Genomic DNA, 15765 nt, shown 5'->3' with positions numbered 1-15765 from the left:
AAGGCTTCGCTGATCACAGCGAGTCAAGCAAGTCAGTCGCAAGGCTGGGGTTGCTGCGGTAGGTCTTTAAAAACATACAGCCGATAAGCGTGGGCGTTTGGTGTGAAGTTGCCAAGTTCTTCGGAACGAGTGCATGCACTCAAATGCTCATGAGAATGGAAGTGGATTCACTTCAATTCCGTTTTAATGAGTTGCTCAAGAGATTGAGCGAAGTTAACAAGATCGAACTATAGAGTTTGATCCTGGCTCAGATTGAACGCTGGCGGCATGCCTTACACATGCAAGTCGAACGGCAGCACGGGAGCAATCCTGGTGGCGAGTGGCGAACGGGTGAGTAATATATCGGAACGTGCCCAGTCGTGGGGGATAACGCAGCGAAAGCTGTGCTAATACCGCATACGATCTATGGATGAAAGCGGGGGATCGCAAGACCTCGCGCGATTGGAGCGGCCGATATCAGATTAGGTAGTTGGTGGGGTAAAGGCTCACCAAGCCGACGATCTGTAGCTGGTCTGAGAGGACGACCAGCCACACTGGAACTGAGACACGGTCCAGACTCCTACGGGAGGCAGCAGTGGGGAATTTTGGACAATGGGCGCAAGCCTGATCCAGCAATGCCGCGTGCAGGATGAAGGCCTTCGGGTTGTAAACTGCTTTTGTACGGAACGAAAGGGCTCTGGTTAATACCTGGGGCATATGACGGTACCGTAAGAATAAGCACCGGCTAACTACGTGCCAGCAGCCGCGGTAATACGTAGGGTGCGAGCGTTAATCGGAATTACTGGGCGTAAAGCGTGCGCAGGCGGTAATGCAAGACAGATGTGAAATCCCCGGGCTTAACCTGGGAACTGCATTTGTGACTGCATTGCTGGAGTGCGGCAGAGGGGGATGGAATTCCGCGTGTAGCAGTGAAATGCGTAGATATGCGGAGGAACACCGATGGCGAAGGCAATCCCCTGGGCCTGCACTGACGCTCATGCACGAAAGCGTGGGGAGCAAACAGGATTAGATACCCTGGTAGTCCACGCCCTAAACGATGTCAACTGGTTGTTGGGTCTTAACTGACTCAGTAACGAAGCTAACGCGTGAAGTTGACCGCCTGGGGAGTACGGCCGCAAGGTTGAAACTCAAAGGAATTGACGGGGACCCGCACAAGCGGTGGATGATGTGGTTTAATTCGATGCAACGCGAAAAACCTTACCCACCTTTGACATGTATGGAATCCTTCAGAGATGAAGGAGTGCTCGAAAGAGAGCCATAACACAGGTGCTGCATGGCTGTCGTCAGCTCGTGTCGTGAGATGTTGGGTTAAGTCCCGCAACGAGCGCAACCCTTGCCATTAGTTGCTACGAAAGGGCACTCTAATGGGACTGCCGGTGATAAACCGGAGGAAGGTGGGGATGACGTCAAGTCCTCATGGCCCTTATAGGTGGGGCTACACACGTCATACAATGGCTGGTACAAAGGGTTGCCAACCCGCGAGGGGGAGCTAATCCCATAAAACCAGTCGTAGTCCGGATCGCAGTCTGCAACTCGACTGCGTGAAGTCGGAATCGCTAGTAATCGTGGATCAGAATGTCACGGTGAATACGTTCCCGGGTCTTGTACACACCGCCCGTCACACCATGGGAGCGGGTTCTGCCAGAAGTAGTTAGCCTAACCGCAAGGAGGGCGATTACCACGGCAGGGTTCGTGACTGGGGTGAAGTCGTAACAAGGTAGCCGTATCGGAAGGTGCGGCTGGATCACCTCCTTTCTGGAAACTGCAACGAAGCTCAAACGCTCACACTTATCGGTTGTTGGAAGGTTGTCGCCAACGGTTGGGTAGAAATACTTAACTCAAGCGACCGGCTTGGGTCTGTAGCTCAGTTGGTTAGAGCACCGTCTTGATAAGGCGGGGGTCGTTGGTTCGAGACCAACCAGACCCACCATCCCTCCAATGTCCAATCGTGTTTGGGGGTGTAGCTCAGCTGGGAGAGCGGCTGCTTTGCAAGCAGTAGGTAGCGGGTTCGAGTCCTGTCACCTCCACCAACTTCCCTTATCCAACAAGAAAATCAACACCAAAGTGGCTTTGCAAAAGGCTTCTTTGTTGTTGGTCAAGATCTCTTGATCAATCGGCTGTTCTTTAACAAATTCATAGAGTTCGAATCAGCGTTGCTGGTGGAAACTGCACATTCGTAAAGGTTTAGTGCAGACCGTGCCACCAGCGACAAAAATTTGATTGCGTCAAACGAATATCAAACTTCACGTTTGAAATTTAAGTAATTTGAACGAAAGTTCAATTACGGCATAACGCGTCAGGTGAAAGACCTGACATATTCCTTGAGTAATTTTGATCTTCGATAAGAGGCGTCAAAGTTATAGGGTCAAGTGAATAAGAGCACGTGGTGGATGCCTTGGCAATGATAGGCGACGAAGGACGTGATAGCCTGCGATAAGCTTCGGGGAGCTGGCAAATTAGCTTTGATCCGGAGATTTCCGAATGGGGAAACCCACCTGCAAAGGTATCGCATGATGAATACATAGTCATGCGAGGCGAACCGGGTGAACTGAAACATCTCAGTAGCTCGAGGAAAAGACATCAACCGAGATTCCGAAAGTAGTGGCGAGCGAAATCGGAAAAGCCTGTTAGTGATAGCACGACTCTTAACGGAACAGTCTGGAAAGGCTGGCCATAGCAGGTGATAGCCCTGTACGTGAAAAGAGACGTGTGGTACTGAGCTAACGAAAAGTAGGGCGGGACACGTGTAATCCTGTCTGAATATGGGGGGACCATCCTCCAAGGCTAAATACTCATCATTGACCGATAGTGAACTAGTACCGTGAGGGAAAGGCGAAAAGAACCCCGGGAGGGGAGTGAAATAGATCCTGAAACCGCGTGCTTACAAAAAGTAGGAGCCCGAAAGGGTGACTGCGTACCTTTTGTATAATGGGTCAGCGACTTACATTCAGTGGCAAGCTTAACCGAATAGGGAAGGCGTAGGGAAACCGAGTCCGAACAGGGCGTCTTAGTCGCTGGGTGTAGACCCGAAACCAAGTGATCTATCCATGGCCAGGATGAAGGTGCCGTAACAGGTACTGGAGGTCCGAACCGACTAGTGTTGCAAAACTAGCGGATGAGCTGTGGATAGGGGTGAAAGGCTAAACAAACTTGGAAATAGCTGGTTCTCTCCGAAAACTATTTAGGTAGTGCCTCAAGTATTACCTGCGGGGGTAGAGCACTGTTTAGGCTAGGGGGTCATGGCGACTTACCAAACCTATGCAAACTCCGAATACCGCAGAGTACAGCTTGGGAGACAGAGCACCGGGTGCTAACGTCCGGACTCAAGAGGGAAACAACCCAGACCGCCAGCTAAGGTCCCTAAAATTGGCTAAGTGGGAAACGAAGTGGGAAGGCTAAAACAGTCAGGATGTTGGCTTAGAAGCAGCCATCATTTAAAGAAAGCGTAATAGCTCACTGATCGAGTCGTCCTGCGCGGAAGATGTAACGGGGCTAAGCCAGTTACCGAAGCTGCGGATTTGCAATTTATTGCAAGTGGTAGGAGAGCGTTCTGTAAGCCTGTGAAGGTGGCTTGTAAAGGCTGCTGGAGGTATCAGAAGTGCGAATGCTGACATGAGTAGCGTTAAAGGGGGTGAAAAGCCCCCTCGCCGTAAGCGCAAGGTTTTCTACGCAACGTTCATCGGCGTAGAGTGAGTCGGCCCCTAAGGTGAGGCAGAGATGCGTAGCTGATGGGAAACAGGTCAATATTCCTGTACCGATGTGTAGTGCGATGTGGGGACGGATCTTAATAGGTCATCCGGGTGTTGGATATCCCGGTTTAGGCAGATGTAGGCGTCTGGTAGGCAAATCCGCCAGGCATATACCGAGGCTGTCGATCGAGCGAGCTTGCTCGCGAAGTGATTGAACGAGGTTCCAGGAAAAGCCACTAAGCTTCAGCTGCACACGACCGTACCGCAAACCGACACTGGTGCGCGAGATGAGTATTCTAAGGCGCTTGAGAGAACTCGGGAGAAGGAACTCGGCAAATTGACACCGTAACTTCGGAAGAAGGTGTGCCCTAGTAGTGTGAAGTGAACAACGGAGCATGAATGGGTTGCAAAAAATCGGTGGCTGCGACTGTTTATTAAAAACACAGCACTCTGCAAACACGAAAGTGGACGTATAGGGTGTGACGCCTGCCCGGTGCTGGAAGATTAAATGATGGGGTGCAAGCTCTTGATTGAAGTCCCAGTAAACGGCGGCCGTAACTATAACGGTCCTAAGGTAGCGAAATTCCTTGTCGGGTAAGTTCCGACCTGCACGAATGGCGTAACGATGGCCACACTGTCTCCTCCCGAGACTCAGCGAAGTTGAAATGTTTGTGATGATGCAATCTCCCCGCGGAAAGACGGAAAGACCCCATGAACCTTTACTGTAGCTTTGTATTGGACTTTGAACAGATCTGTGTAGGATAGGTGGGAGGCTTTGAAGTGCGGTCGCTAGATCGCATGGAGCCAACGTTGAAATACCACCCTGGTGTGTTTGAGGTTCTAACCTAGGTCCATTATCTGGATCGGGGACAGTGCATGGTAGGCAGTTTGACTGGGGCGGTCTCCTCCCAAAGCGTAACGGAGGAGTTCGAAGGTACGCTAGTTACGGTCGGACATCGTGACGATAGTGCAATGGCATAAGCGTGCTTAACTGCGAGACTGACAAGTCGAGCAGATGCGAAAGCAGGACATAGTGATCCGGTGGTTCTGTATGGAAGGGCCATCGCTCAACGGATAAAAGGTACTCTGGGGATAACAGGCTGATACCGCCCAAGAGTTCATATCGACGGCGGTGTTTGGCACCTCGATGTCGGCTCATCTCATCCTGGGGCTGTAGCCGGTCCCAAGGGTATGGCTGTTCGCCATTTAAAGAGGTACGTGAGCTGGGTTTAAAACGTCGTGAGACAGTTTGGTCCCTATCTTCCGTGGGCGCTGCAGATTTGAGGAAGCCTGCTCCTAGTACGAGAGGACCGGAGTGGACGCACCTCTGGTGTATCGGTTGTCACGCCAGTGGCATTGCCGAGTAGCTATGTGCGGAAGAGATAACCGCTGAAAGCATCTAAGCGGGAAACTCGTTCCAAGATGAGATCTGCCGGGGCCTTGAGCCCCCTAAAGAGTCGTTCAAGACCAGGACGTTGATAGGCGAGGTGTGGAAGCGCAGCAATGCGTTAAGCTAACTCGTACTAATTGCTCGTGCGGCTTGACCCTATAACTTTGATTGCTTAAACAGCAAAATCAAGGTTGTTATGCCAAGTGACGCAGTCAAAATACAAGCTGATTTAAAACTCTATGAATTCGCCGTGTTGATCAACCCGATCAGCACAGCAACAAGTTATGCCTGATGACCATAGCAAGTTGGTACCACTCCTTCCCATCCCGAACAGGACAGTGAAACGACTTTGCGCCGATGATAGTGCGGGTTCCCGTGTGAAAGTAGGTCATCGTCAGGCTCCTACAGCCGAAAACGCCCCAAACGACTTTGCGCCGATGATAGTGCGGGTTCCCGTGTGAAAGTAGGTCATCGTCAGGCTCCTACAGCCGAAAACGCCCCAACCTCCAAAAGGTTGGGGCGTTGTTATTTGTGCGTTCGATTTGGGATGGTGTCAGCGACTCCTGCATTCACTGATTGGGAAGAACCAATTCGATCGAAATAAAAAGGGCCGGCGAGATGCTCGCCGGCCCTTGAGACGTCGTCGTGCGTGGCTTACTTCGCCGTCGGCATCACGAACTCAGCACCCTTGCCGATGCTTTCGGGCCAGCGCTGCATGATGGACTTCTGCTTGGTGTAGAAGCGCACGCCCTCTTCGCCGTAGGCGTGCATGTCTCCGAACAGGCTCTTCTTCCAGCCGCCGAAGCCGTGCCAGGCCATGGGGACGGGGATCGGCACGTTGATGCCGACCATGCCGACCTGGATGCGGCGTGCGAACTCGCGTGCCACGTTGCCGTCGCGCGTGAAGCAGGCCGTGCCATTGCCGAACTCGTGCTTGTTGATGAGCTCCACGGCAGCCGCGAAGTCGGGCACGCGCACGCAGGCCAGCACCGGGCCGAAGATCTCTTCCTTGTAGATGCGCATCTCGGGCGTCACCTTGTCGAACAGCGTGCCGCCCGTGAAGAAGCCCTGCTCGTGGCCCGGCACCTTGAAGTTGCGGCCGTCCACGACAAGCTCGGCGCCTTCCTGAACGCCGATGTCGATGTAGCCCTCGATGCGCTCCAGCGCCTGTTGGGTGACGATGGGGCCCATCTCGGCGTCCAGCTCCATGCCGTTCTTGACGACAAGGGTTTTGGCGCGCGCGGCCAGCTTGGGAATGATCTTGTCGGCCGCATCGCCGACCAGCACCGCTACCGAGATCGCCATGCAGCGCTCGCCGGCCGAGCCGTAGCCGGCGCCGACCAGCGCGTCGACGGCCTGGTCAATGTCGGCATCGGGCATGACCACCATGTGGTTCTTGGCGCCGCCCAGGGCTTGCACACGCTTGCCGTGGTGGGCGCCGGTCTCGTAGATGTACTGGGCGATCGGCGTGGAGCCGACGAAGCTGATGGCCTTGACGTCCGGGTGCTCGAGCAGTGCGTCCACGGCCAGCTTGTCGCCCTGCACGACGTTGAACACGCCGTCCGGCAAGCCGGCTTCCTTGAGCAACTGGGCGATGAACAGCGAAGGCGAGGGATCGCGCTCGCTGGGCTTCAGGACGAAGGTGTTGCCGGCGGCGATGGCCACCGGGAACATCCACATTGGCACCATGACCGGGAAGTTGAACGGCGTGATGCCGGCCACCACGCCCAGCGGCTGGCGCAGCGTCCAGTTGTCGATGCCGGTGGAGACCTGGTCGGTGAAGTCGCCCTTGAGCAGTTGCGGCACGCCGCAGGCGAACTCGATGATGTCGATGCCGCGCGAGACCTCGCCTTGCGCGTCGGTGAACACCTTGCCGTGCTCGGCCGTGATCATGGCGGCCAGCTCGTCCTTGCGTGCGTTCACGAGCTCGAGGAACTTGAGCAGCACGCGGGCGCGGCGGATCGGTGGCGTGTCGGCCCAGGCCGGGAAGGCCGCCTGTGCAGCGGCCACGGCCGCATCCACGTCAGGCTTGGCGGCCAGGCGCACGCGACGCGCCTCGGTGCCCAGGGCGGGGTTGAACACGGCCTGGGTGCGTTCGCCGACGCCTTGGGTGGGCTGGCCGGCGATGAAGTGGGCCAGCTCGGTGCTGGCGGTGTAGGCGGGAGTGGCGGGCAGGTCGCGCTTCATGGAATGTCTCGCTGGAAAGGAAGAGAGGTCCCGAGTCTAGGAAGCGCCGCCGGCCCTGTACAGGCAGCCCGACTGAACTGATTGTTCGCCGTAGTGAACAATAGACCTCATGTCCTCCGAAAAAACGGACCAGCTTTGGAGCACGCTGCACGCGCTGGCCGTGCTCGGCGAACACGGCAGCTTCACAGCCGCCGCGGCGCGCCTGTCCATCAGCAAGGCCGCCATGAGCCAGCGCATCGCCGAGCTTGAGCGCGCTGCCGGCGTGCCGCTGGTGCAGCGCACCACGCGCAGCGTGCGGCTGACCGAGGCCGGCCAGCGCCTGGCCGACGGCACGCGCAGCGCCTTCGCGCAGATCCAGCAGAGCTTCGCGGCCGTGCGCGACCTGGCCGAAGCGCCGCAAGGCCTGCTGCGTGTGACGGCGCCCGTGGCGTTCGCGCGCCAGCAGCTCGTGCCACGCCTGCCCGAGTTCCTGCGCGCGCATCCGCAGGTGCGGCTGGAGCTGGACCTCTCCGACGGCCTGCGCCCGCTCGCCGTGGAGGGCTTCGACCTGGCCGTGCGCCATACGTCCGCGCCGCCCGAGACCCATGTGGCCTGGCTGCTGGCGCCCACGCGCTCGCTGCTGGTGGCCAGCCGTGCCTACCTGCGCAAACGTGGCGCGCCGGCCGATCCGGACGCGCTGCGCCTGCACGACTGCCTGCACTACCCGCGCGCCGGCCAAGTCGCGGGCTGGACGCTGTTGCGCGGCAACGAGCGCGCCGTCGTGCCCGTGGCCGGCCCTTTCTCGGCCAACAACAGCGAGGCGTTGCGCGACGCCGCGTTGGCCGGCCTGGGCATCGCGCTGGTGCCCGACTTCAGCGCCCAGGCCGCGCTGCGCAGCGGCCAGCTGCAGCAGGTGCTGCCCGAGTGGAAAGTGGAGGGACAGTTCAGCGAGACGCTCTACGCGATCCGGCCCTACGCGCCCTATGTGCCACGTGCGGTCGAGGCCTTCGTGGCCTACCTGCGCCAGGCCTTCGCCGAGGGCTTCGGCGCCTGAGGACATCACCTCCAAACACCTCATTGCCCTGGCTTGAACGGGCGCTTCGCCTCCCTTGCGCGCGGATCGTCGGCCTCGCCTTCCCGGCCTGAACAGCAACCCGCGCTGACCCGCCCTCCACCGTGAGCCACGGGGGCCTGACGCTGGACGCCGCGCGCTGGCGTTCTTCGGGCCGTGACGAGCTGCCGCTCCAGCGACCTGCTGGCCGCCGTCGCGACTTGGGCGTTGCGCTGATCGAGCGCAGCGGCGCCTGAATGCTCTCTGTGTTTTCTCCCAGGTGGCGACCGGCGGCAAACTGTGCCACCCTAGGCATCAAACCCAGGCGCCGCGGCTCCATTGCGGCTTGAATCTCAGCACTCCGTTTCGCTCCTCGACATCGGACACCCATGCCGGCGGCGCTGCAGCCTCCAGAGCCTCCTCCCGCCGCCGCTGCGGGCCGGCATGCCGTCACCGCGCTGGAGTGGGGCGCGCCCGCCGTTGCCGCCCTGCACAAGAGCCCGCACCCCGGGCGAGGTGCGGGCGCGGAGTTGCGCAACGAGGCGCGCATCCTGGGCCTGCTCGAGGGCATCGCCGGCGTGCCTCGGGTGCTGGGCCTGGACGATGCCGGTGCCTGGTTGGTGCACACCCGCCTGGCCGGAACGCCGCTGGCGCAGGCGGCCGCCGAGCACCCCGGCGATCTCGGCTGGGTGCTGCGCCTGCTACTGGATCTGCTGGCCACGCTGGAACAGGTGCACGCGCGCGGCGTGCTGCATGGCCACCTCGGCCCCAGCAAGCTGCTGGTGCTGCCAGGCGGCGGCGTCGGCCTGCTGGACTTCAGCCGCGCGGTGGTGCAGCAGCACATCGAGGCCGGCCCGCAGCCCGGCAGCGAGGCGCTGCCGCGTGCCTTCGGTGCGCCCGAGCAGACCGGCCGCATGGCGCGCGGCGTCGACTACCGGGCCGACTACTACGCGGTCGGCGCCATCGGCTACTGGTTGCTGAGCGGCGAACCGCCGTTCGTCGAGACCGCGCCGCTGGCGCTGCTGCATGCCGTGCTCACGCGGCCGCCACCGTCCGTGCATCTGATCGTCCCCTGGGTGCCACCGGGCGTGTCGGCGCTGCTGGACAAGCTGCTGGCCAAGAGCCCCGAGGCCCGCTTCCAATCGGCGCACGGCCTGCGCCAGGACCTGCTGCGCTGCCTGGCGGGCCAGCGCGACTTCACGCCCGGCGCGGACGACCGCCGCATCCAGCCAACCCGGCCTTCGCGCCTGTATGGGCGCAGCCAGGCGCTGGCGCAACTGCATGCGGCGCTGGCCGACGAGGGCGGCGACAGCCGCGTGGTCTTCGTGCGCGGCTATGCAGGCGCCGGCAAGTCGAGCCTGGTGCGGGCCCTGCAGCCGGGCATCGGCGCGCGGCGTGGCATGCTGGCCTCGGGCCGGTTCAGACAGGGCCGCAACCAGCCGCCCTATGGCGGGCTGGCCGAGGCACTGGGCGAGGTCGCCGAGCATTGGCGAACCGAGCCGCCGCAGTGGCTGGACCGCATGCGCCTGCGCCTGCTCGGGCGCCTCGGGCGCAATGCGGCCCTGCTCGCGCGCACGGCACCCGCTTTCGCCACGCTGCTGTGGCCCACCGGCGTGGTGCCGGCCGATCCACCCAGCGACGTGCCCTTGCCGGCGCGCATGGCCCAGGCGCTGGGCGCGCTGTGCACCACGCTGCGCGACGCGGGCGCGCCCTGCGTGCTGTTCGTGGACGACCTGCAGTGGGCCGACGCCGATGCGCTGGCGGCGCTGCACGCCATCGCCTGCGACCACAGCCGTGGTCCGCTGCTGCTGGTGTGCGCCTACAGCGACCATGCGCTGGATGCCGCCCATCCCTTGCCGCGCATGCTGGCGCGCCTGGCCGAAGCCGACGCCACCTGCGTGGACCTGCCGCTCGATGGCCTCGCCGCGGACGACCTGGCCGCGCTGCTGGCCGACGTGCTCGATGCCACGCCGCCAGCCATGGCGCCGCTGGCTGGAGCCCTGATGGCCCGGACCGGCGGCAACGCCTTCTTCGTGCTCGACTACGTGCGGCGCCTGTTCGGCGCCGGTGCGCTGCGCCGCGTGCAGGGCGACTGGCAATGGGACACGCGTGCCGTGGAGGCGCTGCCCAGTTCCGAGAACCTGGTCGCCGGCCTGATCGAGGAGTTGCACCGCATGCCCCTGGCCGCGCAGGCGCTGGCGGGCGGCTGCGCCTGCCTGGACGGGGTCGTCGATGTTGCCGCGCTGGCCACCGCATCCGGCATACCGCCCGCTGCGCTGGAGCAGCAACTGCTGCCCCTGCTGCGCCACGCCATCCTGTGCAGCCCGGCCGGCGCCGGCGGCGCGCTGCGCTTTTGCCACGACCGCATGCAGGAGGCCGCGCTGGCCCTGCTGGCGCCGGATCAGCGCGCGCAATGGCACCTCGGCCTGGCGCGTGCGCTGGCCGGCAGCGGTGCCGGCGCTGCCGCCGCCGGCCACTACCTCGAAGTGCTGGACGGCCCGCTCGGCGAAGCGCCGCCAGCCGAGGTGGCGCAAGCCGCCAGCCTGGTGCTCCAGGCCGGTCGCGAGGCGTTGGCCCAGGGCGCCAACGCCCAGGCGCTGCGTCTGCTGCAGGGCGCGCACCAGCTCGATGCGCGGCTGGCAGCCGACCCGCTGCGCGCCCGCGATGTCGCCATGGCGCTGCACGCAGCACTGTTCGCCCAGGCCCGCTACGAGGCGATGGAGCCGCTGTTCGCGTCCATCGTCCAGCATCTGCCGACCGACCCGATGGCGGTGCACGCGGCCGTGTTGCTGCACACGCGTGCGCTCTATCTGCGCGGCCGCAATGCCGAATCGATCGCGCTGGCCCTGCAGGCGGCCGGCCTGCTGGGCCTGCCCGCGCCCGCCGCACCCGAGCGGCCCGCCGCACTCGAGGCCGAACTCGACGCCCTGCGCGCGCGCATGCAGGCCGAGGGCGACGCGCTGTTCGAGCGCCTGCTGCCGGTCGACGACGTGCCGCTGGAGGCGGCCGCCGCGCTGCTGATCGCGGCCCAGCTCAATCCCGTGAACGACGGGCACCAGACCGGCGCCTGGTGCTGCCTGCGGCTGATCCGCCTCGGCTGGGAGCGCGGCAGCTTCCTCGGCCTGCCCGAGGCATTGACGGGCGCTTTCACCCCGCTGGCCACCTTGCGCGGCGACTATGCGCTGGGCTGCCGGCTGGGCCGCATCGGCGTGCGGCTGGCGCCCGGCATGTCCGACGAGCGCAGTGCCAGCCGCACGCTGTACCGCTGGGCCAACGTGGTCGCCAGCTTCTGCGATCCGCTGCAGGCGCGCTTCGCCCACTACCGGCGCATCGAGCAACTGGCCGAGGCCGTGGGCGACCACGGCACGCTGACCGAGAACCTGGTCTGGGAGCTGTCGGCCACGTTCGACACCGCGCCTGCGCTCGCGCGCATGGATGCCCCGCTGGCGCGCGCCCTGGCCCTGGCGCGCCGGCTGGACGACCACATGACGTTGGGCAGCTTCGGCCTGTTCGCCTGGTTGCTGGCCCGCGTGCGCGGCGAGACCGGCGCGGCGCAGCCCGATGCGCCCGTGCGCGCGCACATCGCGCTGAGCCCCTATGCGCGCATGCACGACCGGGTCTACCGCGCCGTCGCCGCGGCGCTGGACGGCACCTGGGACCGTGTGCTGCACGAGGCGGTGCTGGACGCACCGCTGCGCATGCTGCCCAACACCTATTTCTACGCGCTCTACCACTGGCTCGGCGGCCTTGCACTGGGCCACGCCGTGGCGCGCGGCCATGCGGCCACCGCCGATGCGCTGGACCAGCTGCAGCAGCGGGCCTGCTGGTTCGACGCGCGCGCCGCCGATGCGCCCGACAACTTCGCCCACATGGCGCAGCTGCTGCGCGCCGTGCAGGCCTGGGCGCTGGGCGACTTCGCGCAGGCGGCGTCGGGCTTCGAAGCCGCCATCGACCGCGCCGCGCACCGCCCCTGGCACCAGGCCGTGGCCTGCGAGCTCGCGGCCGCCTGCTGCCGCGCCCAGGGCCTGGCGCGTGCGGCCGGGCTGTACCAGGCGCTGGCGCAGCAGACCTTTGCGCACTGGGGTGCCACGGCGCCCGCGCAGCGGCTGCAGGATGGCCTGCATCCGCAGGCCGCGCCCGCGCTGCCGCGCGCAGACGACGAAGGCGGCCTGCAGCGGCTCGATGCCCAGGCCCTGGTGGCGGCCAGCCAGGCGCTGATCGCCGAGCGCGAGCCAGCCACGCTGCTGCGCGTGCTGCTGCAGTTGCTGCGGCAGTACGCCGCGGCCGAGTACGGCGCGCTGAGCTGGCGCGAGGACGTGCGCTGGCAGCAGCTGGCGGCCTTCGGCCCGCAGTCCGAAACCGTGGGCGCCGCCGAGGCCTTCGAACTGCGCATGCCGGCTGCCGTGCAGCGCTACCTGCTGCGCAGTGGCCAGCCGCTGCTGCTGCCCGAGGTGCGCCAGCACCCGCGCTTCGCGCACGACGCCGAGCTGGCCGCGCACGGCGCGCAGGCCATCGCCGCGCTGCCCGTCGTGCTGCGCGGCGAGGCGGTGGGCCTGCTGTACCTGGAAAACCGTGCCGCCGCCGCCACGCTGCGCGAGGACCAATTGGCCACGCTGGGGTTGCTGTGCGCGCAGTTCGCCGCGGCCTACGACAACGCGCAGTTCTACAGCCGCCTGGAAGGCATGGTGGCCGCGCGCACCGACGAGCTGCGCCAGAGCCAGGCCACGCTGGGCGCCATCCTGCACAACGCGCCCATGCCCATCTTCGTGAAGGACCGCGAAGGCCGCTGCGTCATGCACAACCCCTGCTACGTCGCCATGTTGGGGCGGCCCGGCGCGTCGCTGGCCGGCCAGTTCTTCAACGACTTCCTGCCCACCAGCCGCGGCGACGCCAACGTGCAGGAGAGCGACCTGCGCGTGTTCGCTGGCGGCAGCCTGCCGCCCTACGAAATGCGCATTCCCACGCCCGACGGGGTGCGCCACTTCGAGATCCACAAGTTCGGCCTGCCGGACGCCAGCGGCGCCGTGCACGCCGTGTGCGGCATGTCCATCGAGGTCACGGTGCGCAAGGCGGCCGAGGAACAGCTGCGCCAGGCCAAGGCGGCGGCCGATGCGGCCAACGCGGCCAAGAGCGCCTTCCTGGCCAACATGAGCCACGAGATCCGCACGCCCATGAACGCGGTCATCGGCCTGTCGCACCTGGCGCTCAAGACCGACCTGGACCCGCGCCAGCGCGACTACCTGCACAAGATCCACCAGTCCGGCCAGCACCTGCTGGGCATCCTCAACGACATCCTGGACTTCTCCAAGGTCGAGGCCGGCAAGATGGACATCGAGCAGGGCCCATTCGAGCTCGACGAGCTGCTGGTGGCGGCCATCAACCTGGTCGCCGAGAAGGCCCGGGCCCGCGGCCTGGAACTTGTCTGCGACCTGCCGGCCGAGGTGCCGCACAGCCTGACCGGCGATGCGCTGCGGCTCTCGCAGGTGCTCGTCAACTACGCCAACAACGCCGTCAAGTTCACCGAGCGCGGCGAGATTGCCATCGCCGTGCGCGTGCAGGAGCAGAGCGCCGGGCAGGTGCTGCTGCGCTTCACGGTGCGCGACACCGGCATCGGACTCACGCCCGAGCAGATCGGCCGGCTGTTCCGCAGCTTCGAGCAGGCCGACAGCTCCACCACGCGCCAGTACGGCGGCACCGGCCTGGGCCTGGCGATCTGCAAGCGGCTGGCCGAGTTGATGGGCGGCAGCGTCGGCGTGGACAGCCGGAGCGGCGAGGGCTCGACCTTCTGGTTCACGGCCCGCCTCGGCCTGCGGGCGCAGTCGCCGCGGGCACCACCGCACCTGGACCTGCTGGGGCGCCGCGTGCTGGTGGCCGACGACAACGCCTGTGCCGCGCAGGTGCTGGTGCGGCTGCTGCAGCACGAAGGCTTTGCCGCCGACGCGGTCGACGGCGGTCACGCCGCCGTGCAGGCCGTTGCCGCCGCGCATGCGGCCGGCCACCCCTACGACGCCGTGCTGCTGGACGCGCAGATGCCCGACCTGGACGGCGCGCAGGCCGCCCAGGGCATCGCCGCGCTGGGCCTGGATGCCGCACCGCGCCTGGCCCTGGCCAGCGCCCAGGGCGGCGATGCACCGCAGCGCGGCGGCATCGGCGTGGTGCTGGCCAAGCCGGTCGGTGCCGTGGCCCTGCGGGCCGCGATGCTGCGCCTGTTCGGCCATGCTGCGCCTGGCGAGGCTACAGCGCCCAGTGGTGCCGACGCGGGCATGGCGGCGCTGGCGCCGTTGCGCGGCGCCCGCATCCTGCTCGTGGAAGACAACGCGCTGAACCAGCAGGTGGCCACGGAGCTGCTGCAGCAGGCCGGCTTCGCCGTGGACGTGGCCGGCGACGGTGCCGTCGGCGTGGCCATGGCCAACCGGGCTCTGGACGCCGCGCAGGCCTACGACCTGGTGCTGATGGACATGCAGATGCCGGTCATGGACGGTGTGGCAGCCAGTCGTGCGTTGCGCGGCCGGGCCGCGCACGATGCGCTGCCCATCCTGGCCATGACGGCCAACGCCATGCAGGCGGACCGCGAGCGCTGTGCCGCGGCCGGCATGAACGACTTCGTGGCCAAGCCGATCGAGCCAGAGCAACTCTGGCAGGCGCTGGCGCGCTGGGTCCGGCCGCGGCCCGGGCTGCCGGTGTCCCAGGTCGCCACCGTCGCCGCCCCACCCACGGCAGCCGCGGCCAGCCTGCCGCCAGGCCTGGCGGCCATCGCCGGGCTGGACACCGCCACGGGGCTGCGCCGCCTCATGGGCCGCCAGCCGCTGTACCTGGAGCTGCTGGGCAAGTTCGCGCGCTCGCAGGACCGTGTGCCGGCGCAGGTCCACGCTGCGCTGGTGGCCGGCGATGCCGAGCTGGCCCGGCGCCTGGCCCACACGCTGCGCGGGCTGGCCGGCAACCTGGGCGCCGGCCCGCTGCAGGCCCAGGCGGCCGAGGTGGAGCAGGCCATCGTCGCAGGCGCTGGCCTGCCCGTGTTGGGGCCGGCGCTCGACGGGCTGGCCCGCTTGCTCGACCCGATGGTCTGCAGCCTGCGGGCCGCGCTGCCCGAAACGGTGGCTGCCGGAGTCGCCGCACCGCATGCCAATGGCCACGACCGCGCGGCCATCGCTGCCATCGCCACGCATCTGCAGGCCTTGCTCGAGCAGGGCGACGGCGATGCCGCGTCCTACTTCGGTGAGCATCGGGGTGCGCTGGAGGCCGCGCTCGGCCCGGCCTGCGCGCCGATCGCGATGGCGATCGATGCCTACGACTTCGACGCCGCAGCGCAGGCGCTGGCCGCGGCGCTGCCGCGCTGAGGCGGCGTCAGGGCTGGTGAAGGAATTGGTTGGGCGCCCCAGCCCGCAGGGCAAGATCCCGGGAGCAATGGTGGGTTGTTGAGACTGCGTGCATCGGGGTCCTGCGTGAGTTCAAGCGATTTCTTCGCCAGC

The 15765-nt window shown here is 64.9% G+C and carries 3 protein-coding genes, 2 tRNA genes and 3 rRNA genes; 7 read left to right on the top strand and 1 reads right to left on the bottom strand.

Annotated features, from left to right (window positions below):
- The first annotated feature begins 224 nt into the window (after positions 1 to 224).
- The 5 genes from ASF45_RS07095 (at position 225) to rrf (ending at position 5479) form a co-directional block, all read left to right on the top strand.
- A 16S ribosomal RNA gene (locus tag ASF45_RS07095) occupies positions 225 to 1755 on the top strand.
- Positions 1756 to 1853: 98 nt separating this feature from the next.
- Positions 1854 to 1930 (top strand) — tRNA-Ile (locus ASF45_RS07090).
- 24 nt (positions 1931 to 1954) lie between these two features.
- Positions 1955 to 2030, top strand: a tRNA-Ala gene (locus ASF45_RS07085).
- 333 nt (positions 2031 to 2363) lie between these two features.
- A 23S ribosomal RNA gene (locus tag ASF45_RS07080) occupies positions 2364 to 5237 on the top strand.
- A 129-nt stretch (positions 5238 to 5366) separates the two neighbouring features.
- Positions 5367 to 5479 (top strand): 5S ribosomal RNA (gene rrf, locus ASF45_RS07075).
- The 16S, 23S and 5S rRNA genes sit together here with 2 tRNA genes alongside, the layout of an rRNA operon.
- Before the next feature lie 254 nt (positions 5480 to 5733).
- On the opposite strand, the gene ASF45_RS07070 is transcribed toward rrf, so the two are convergent.
- Positions 5734 to 7266, bottom strand: a complete 1533-nt coding sequence (locus ASF45_RS07070; RefSeq protein WP_056659225.1) for a CoA-acylating methylmalonate-semialdehyde dehydrogenase — start codon at positions 7264 to 7266, stop codon at positions 5734 to 5736.
- 109 nt (positions 7267 to 7375) lie between these two features.
- Between ASF45_RS07070 and ASF45_RS07065 the strand changes: the two genes are divergently transcribed.
- Positions 7376 to 8299 carry a LysR family transcriptional regulator gene (locus ASF45_RS07065; protein ID WP_056659222.1) on the top strand — a complete coding sequence of 308 codons (924 nt, stop codon included), beginning with the start codon at positions 7376 to 7378 and terminating at the stop codon, positions 8297 to 8299.
- A gap of 386 nt (positions 8300 to 8685) precedes the next feature.
- Positions 8686 to 15633 carry a response regulator gene (locus ASF45_RS07060; protein ID WP_156472879.1) on the top strand — a complete coding sequence of 2316 codons (6948 nt, stop codon included), beginning with the start codon at positions 8686 to 8688 and terminating at the stop codon, positions 15631 to 15633.
- Positions 15634 to 15765 lie beyond the last annotated feature (132 nt).

The sequence above is a fragment of the Pseudorhodoferax sp. Leaf265 genome (assembly GCF_001422365.1).
Taxonomy (GTDB): domain Bacteria; phylum Pseudomonadota; class Gammaproteobacteria; order Burkholderiales; family Burkholderiaceae_C; genus Pseudorhodoferax.
The sequence above is the reverse complement of the archived record's forward strand: the minus strand, read 5'-3'. Positions and strand labels throughout refer to the sequence as shown.

Bases quoted from the DNA above. Each gene is read 5' to 3' on its own strand.
- ASF45_RS07065 (WP_056659222.1), top strand. From the start codon at position 7,376: ATGTCCTCCGAAAAAACGGACCAGCTTTGGAGCACGCTGCACGCGCTG.
- ASF45_RS07060 (WP_156472879.1), top strand. From the start codon at position 8,686: ATGCCGGCGGCGCTGCAGCCTCCAGAGCCTCCTCCCGCCGCCGCTGCG.
- ASF45_RS07070 (WP_056659225.1), bottom strand. From the start codon at position 7,266: ATGAAGCGCGACCTGCCCGCCACTCCCGCCTACACCGCCAGCACCGAG.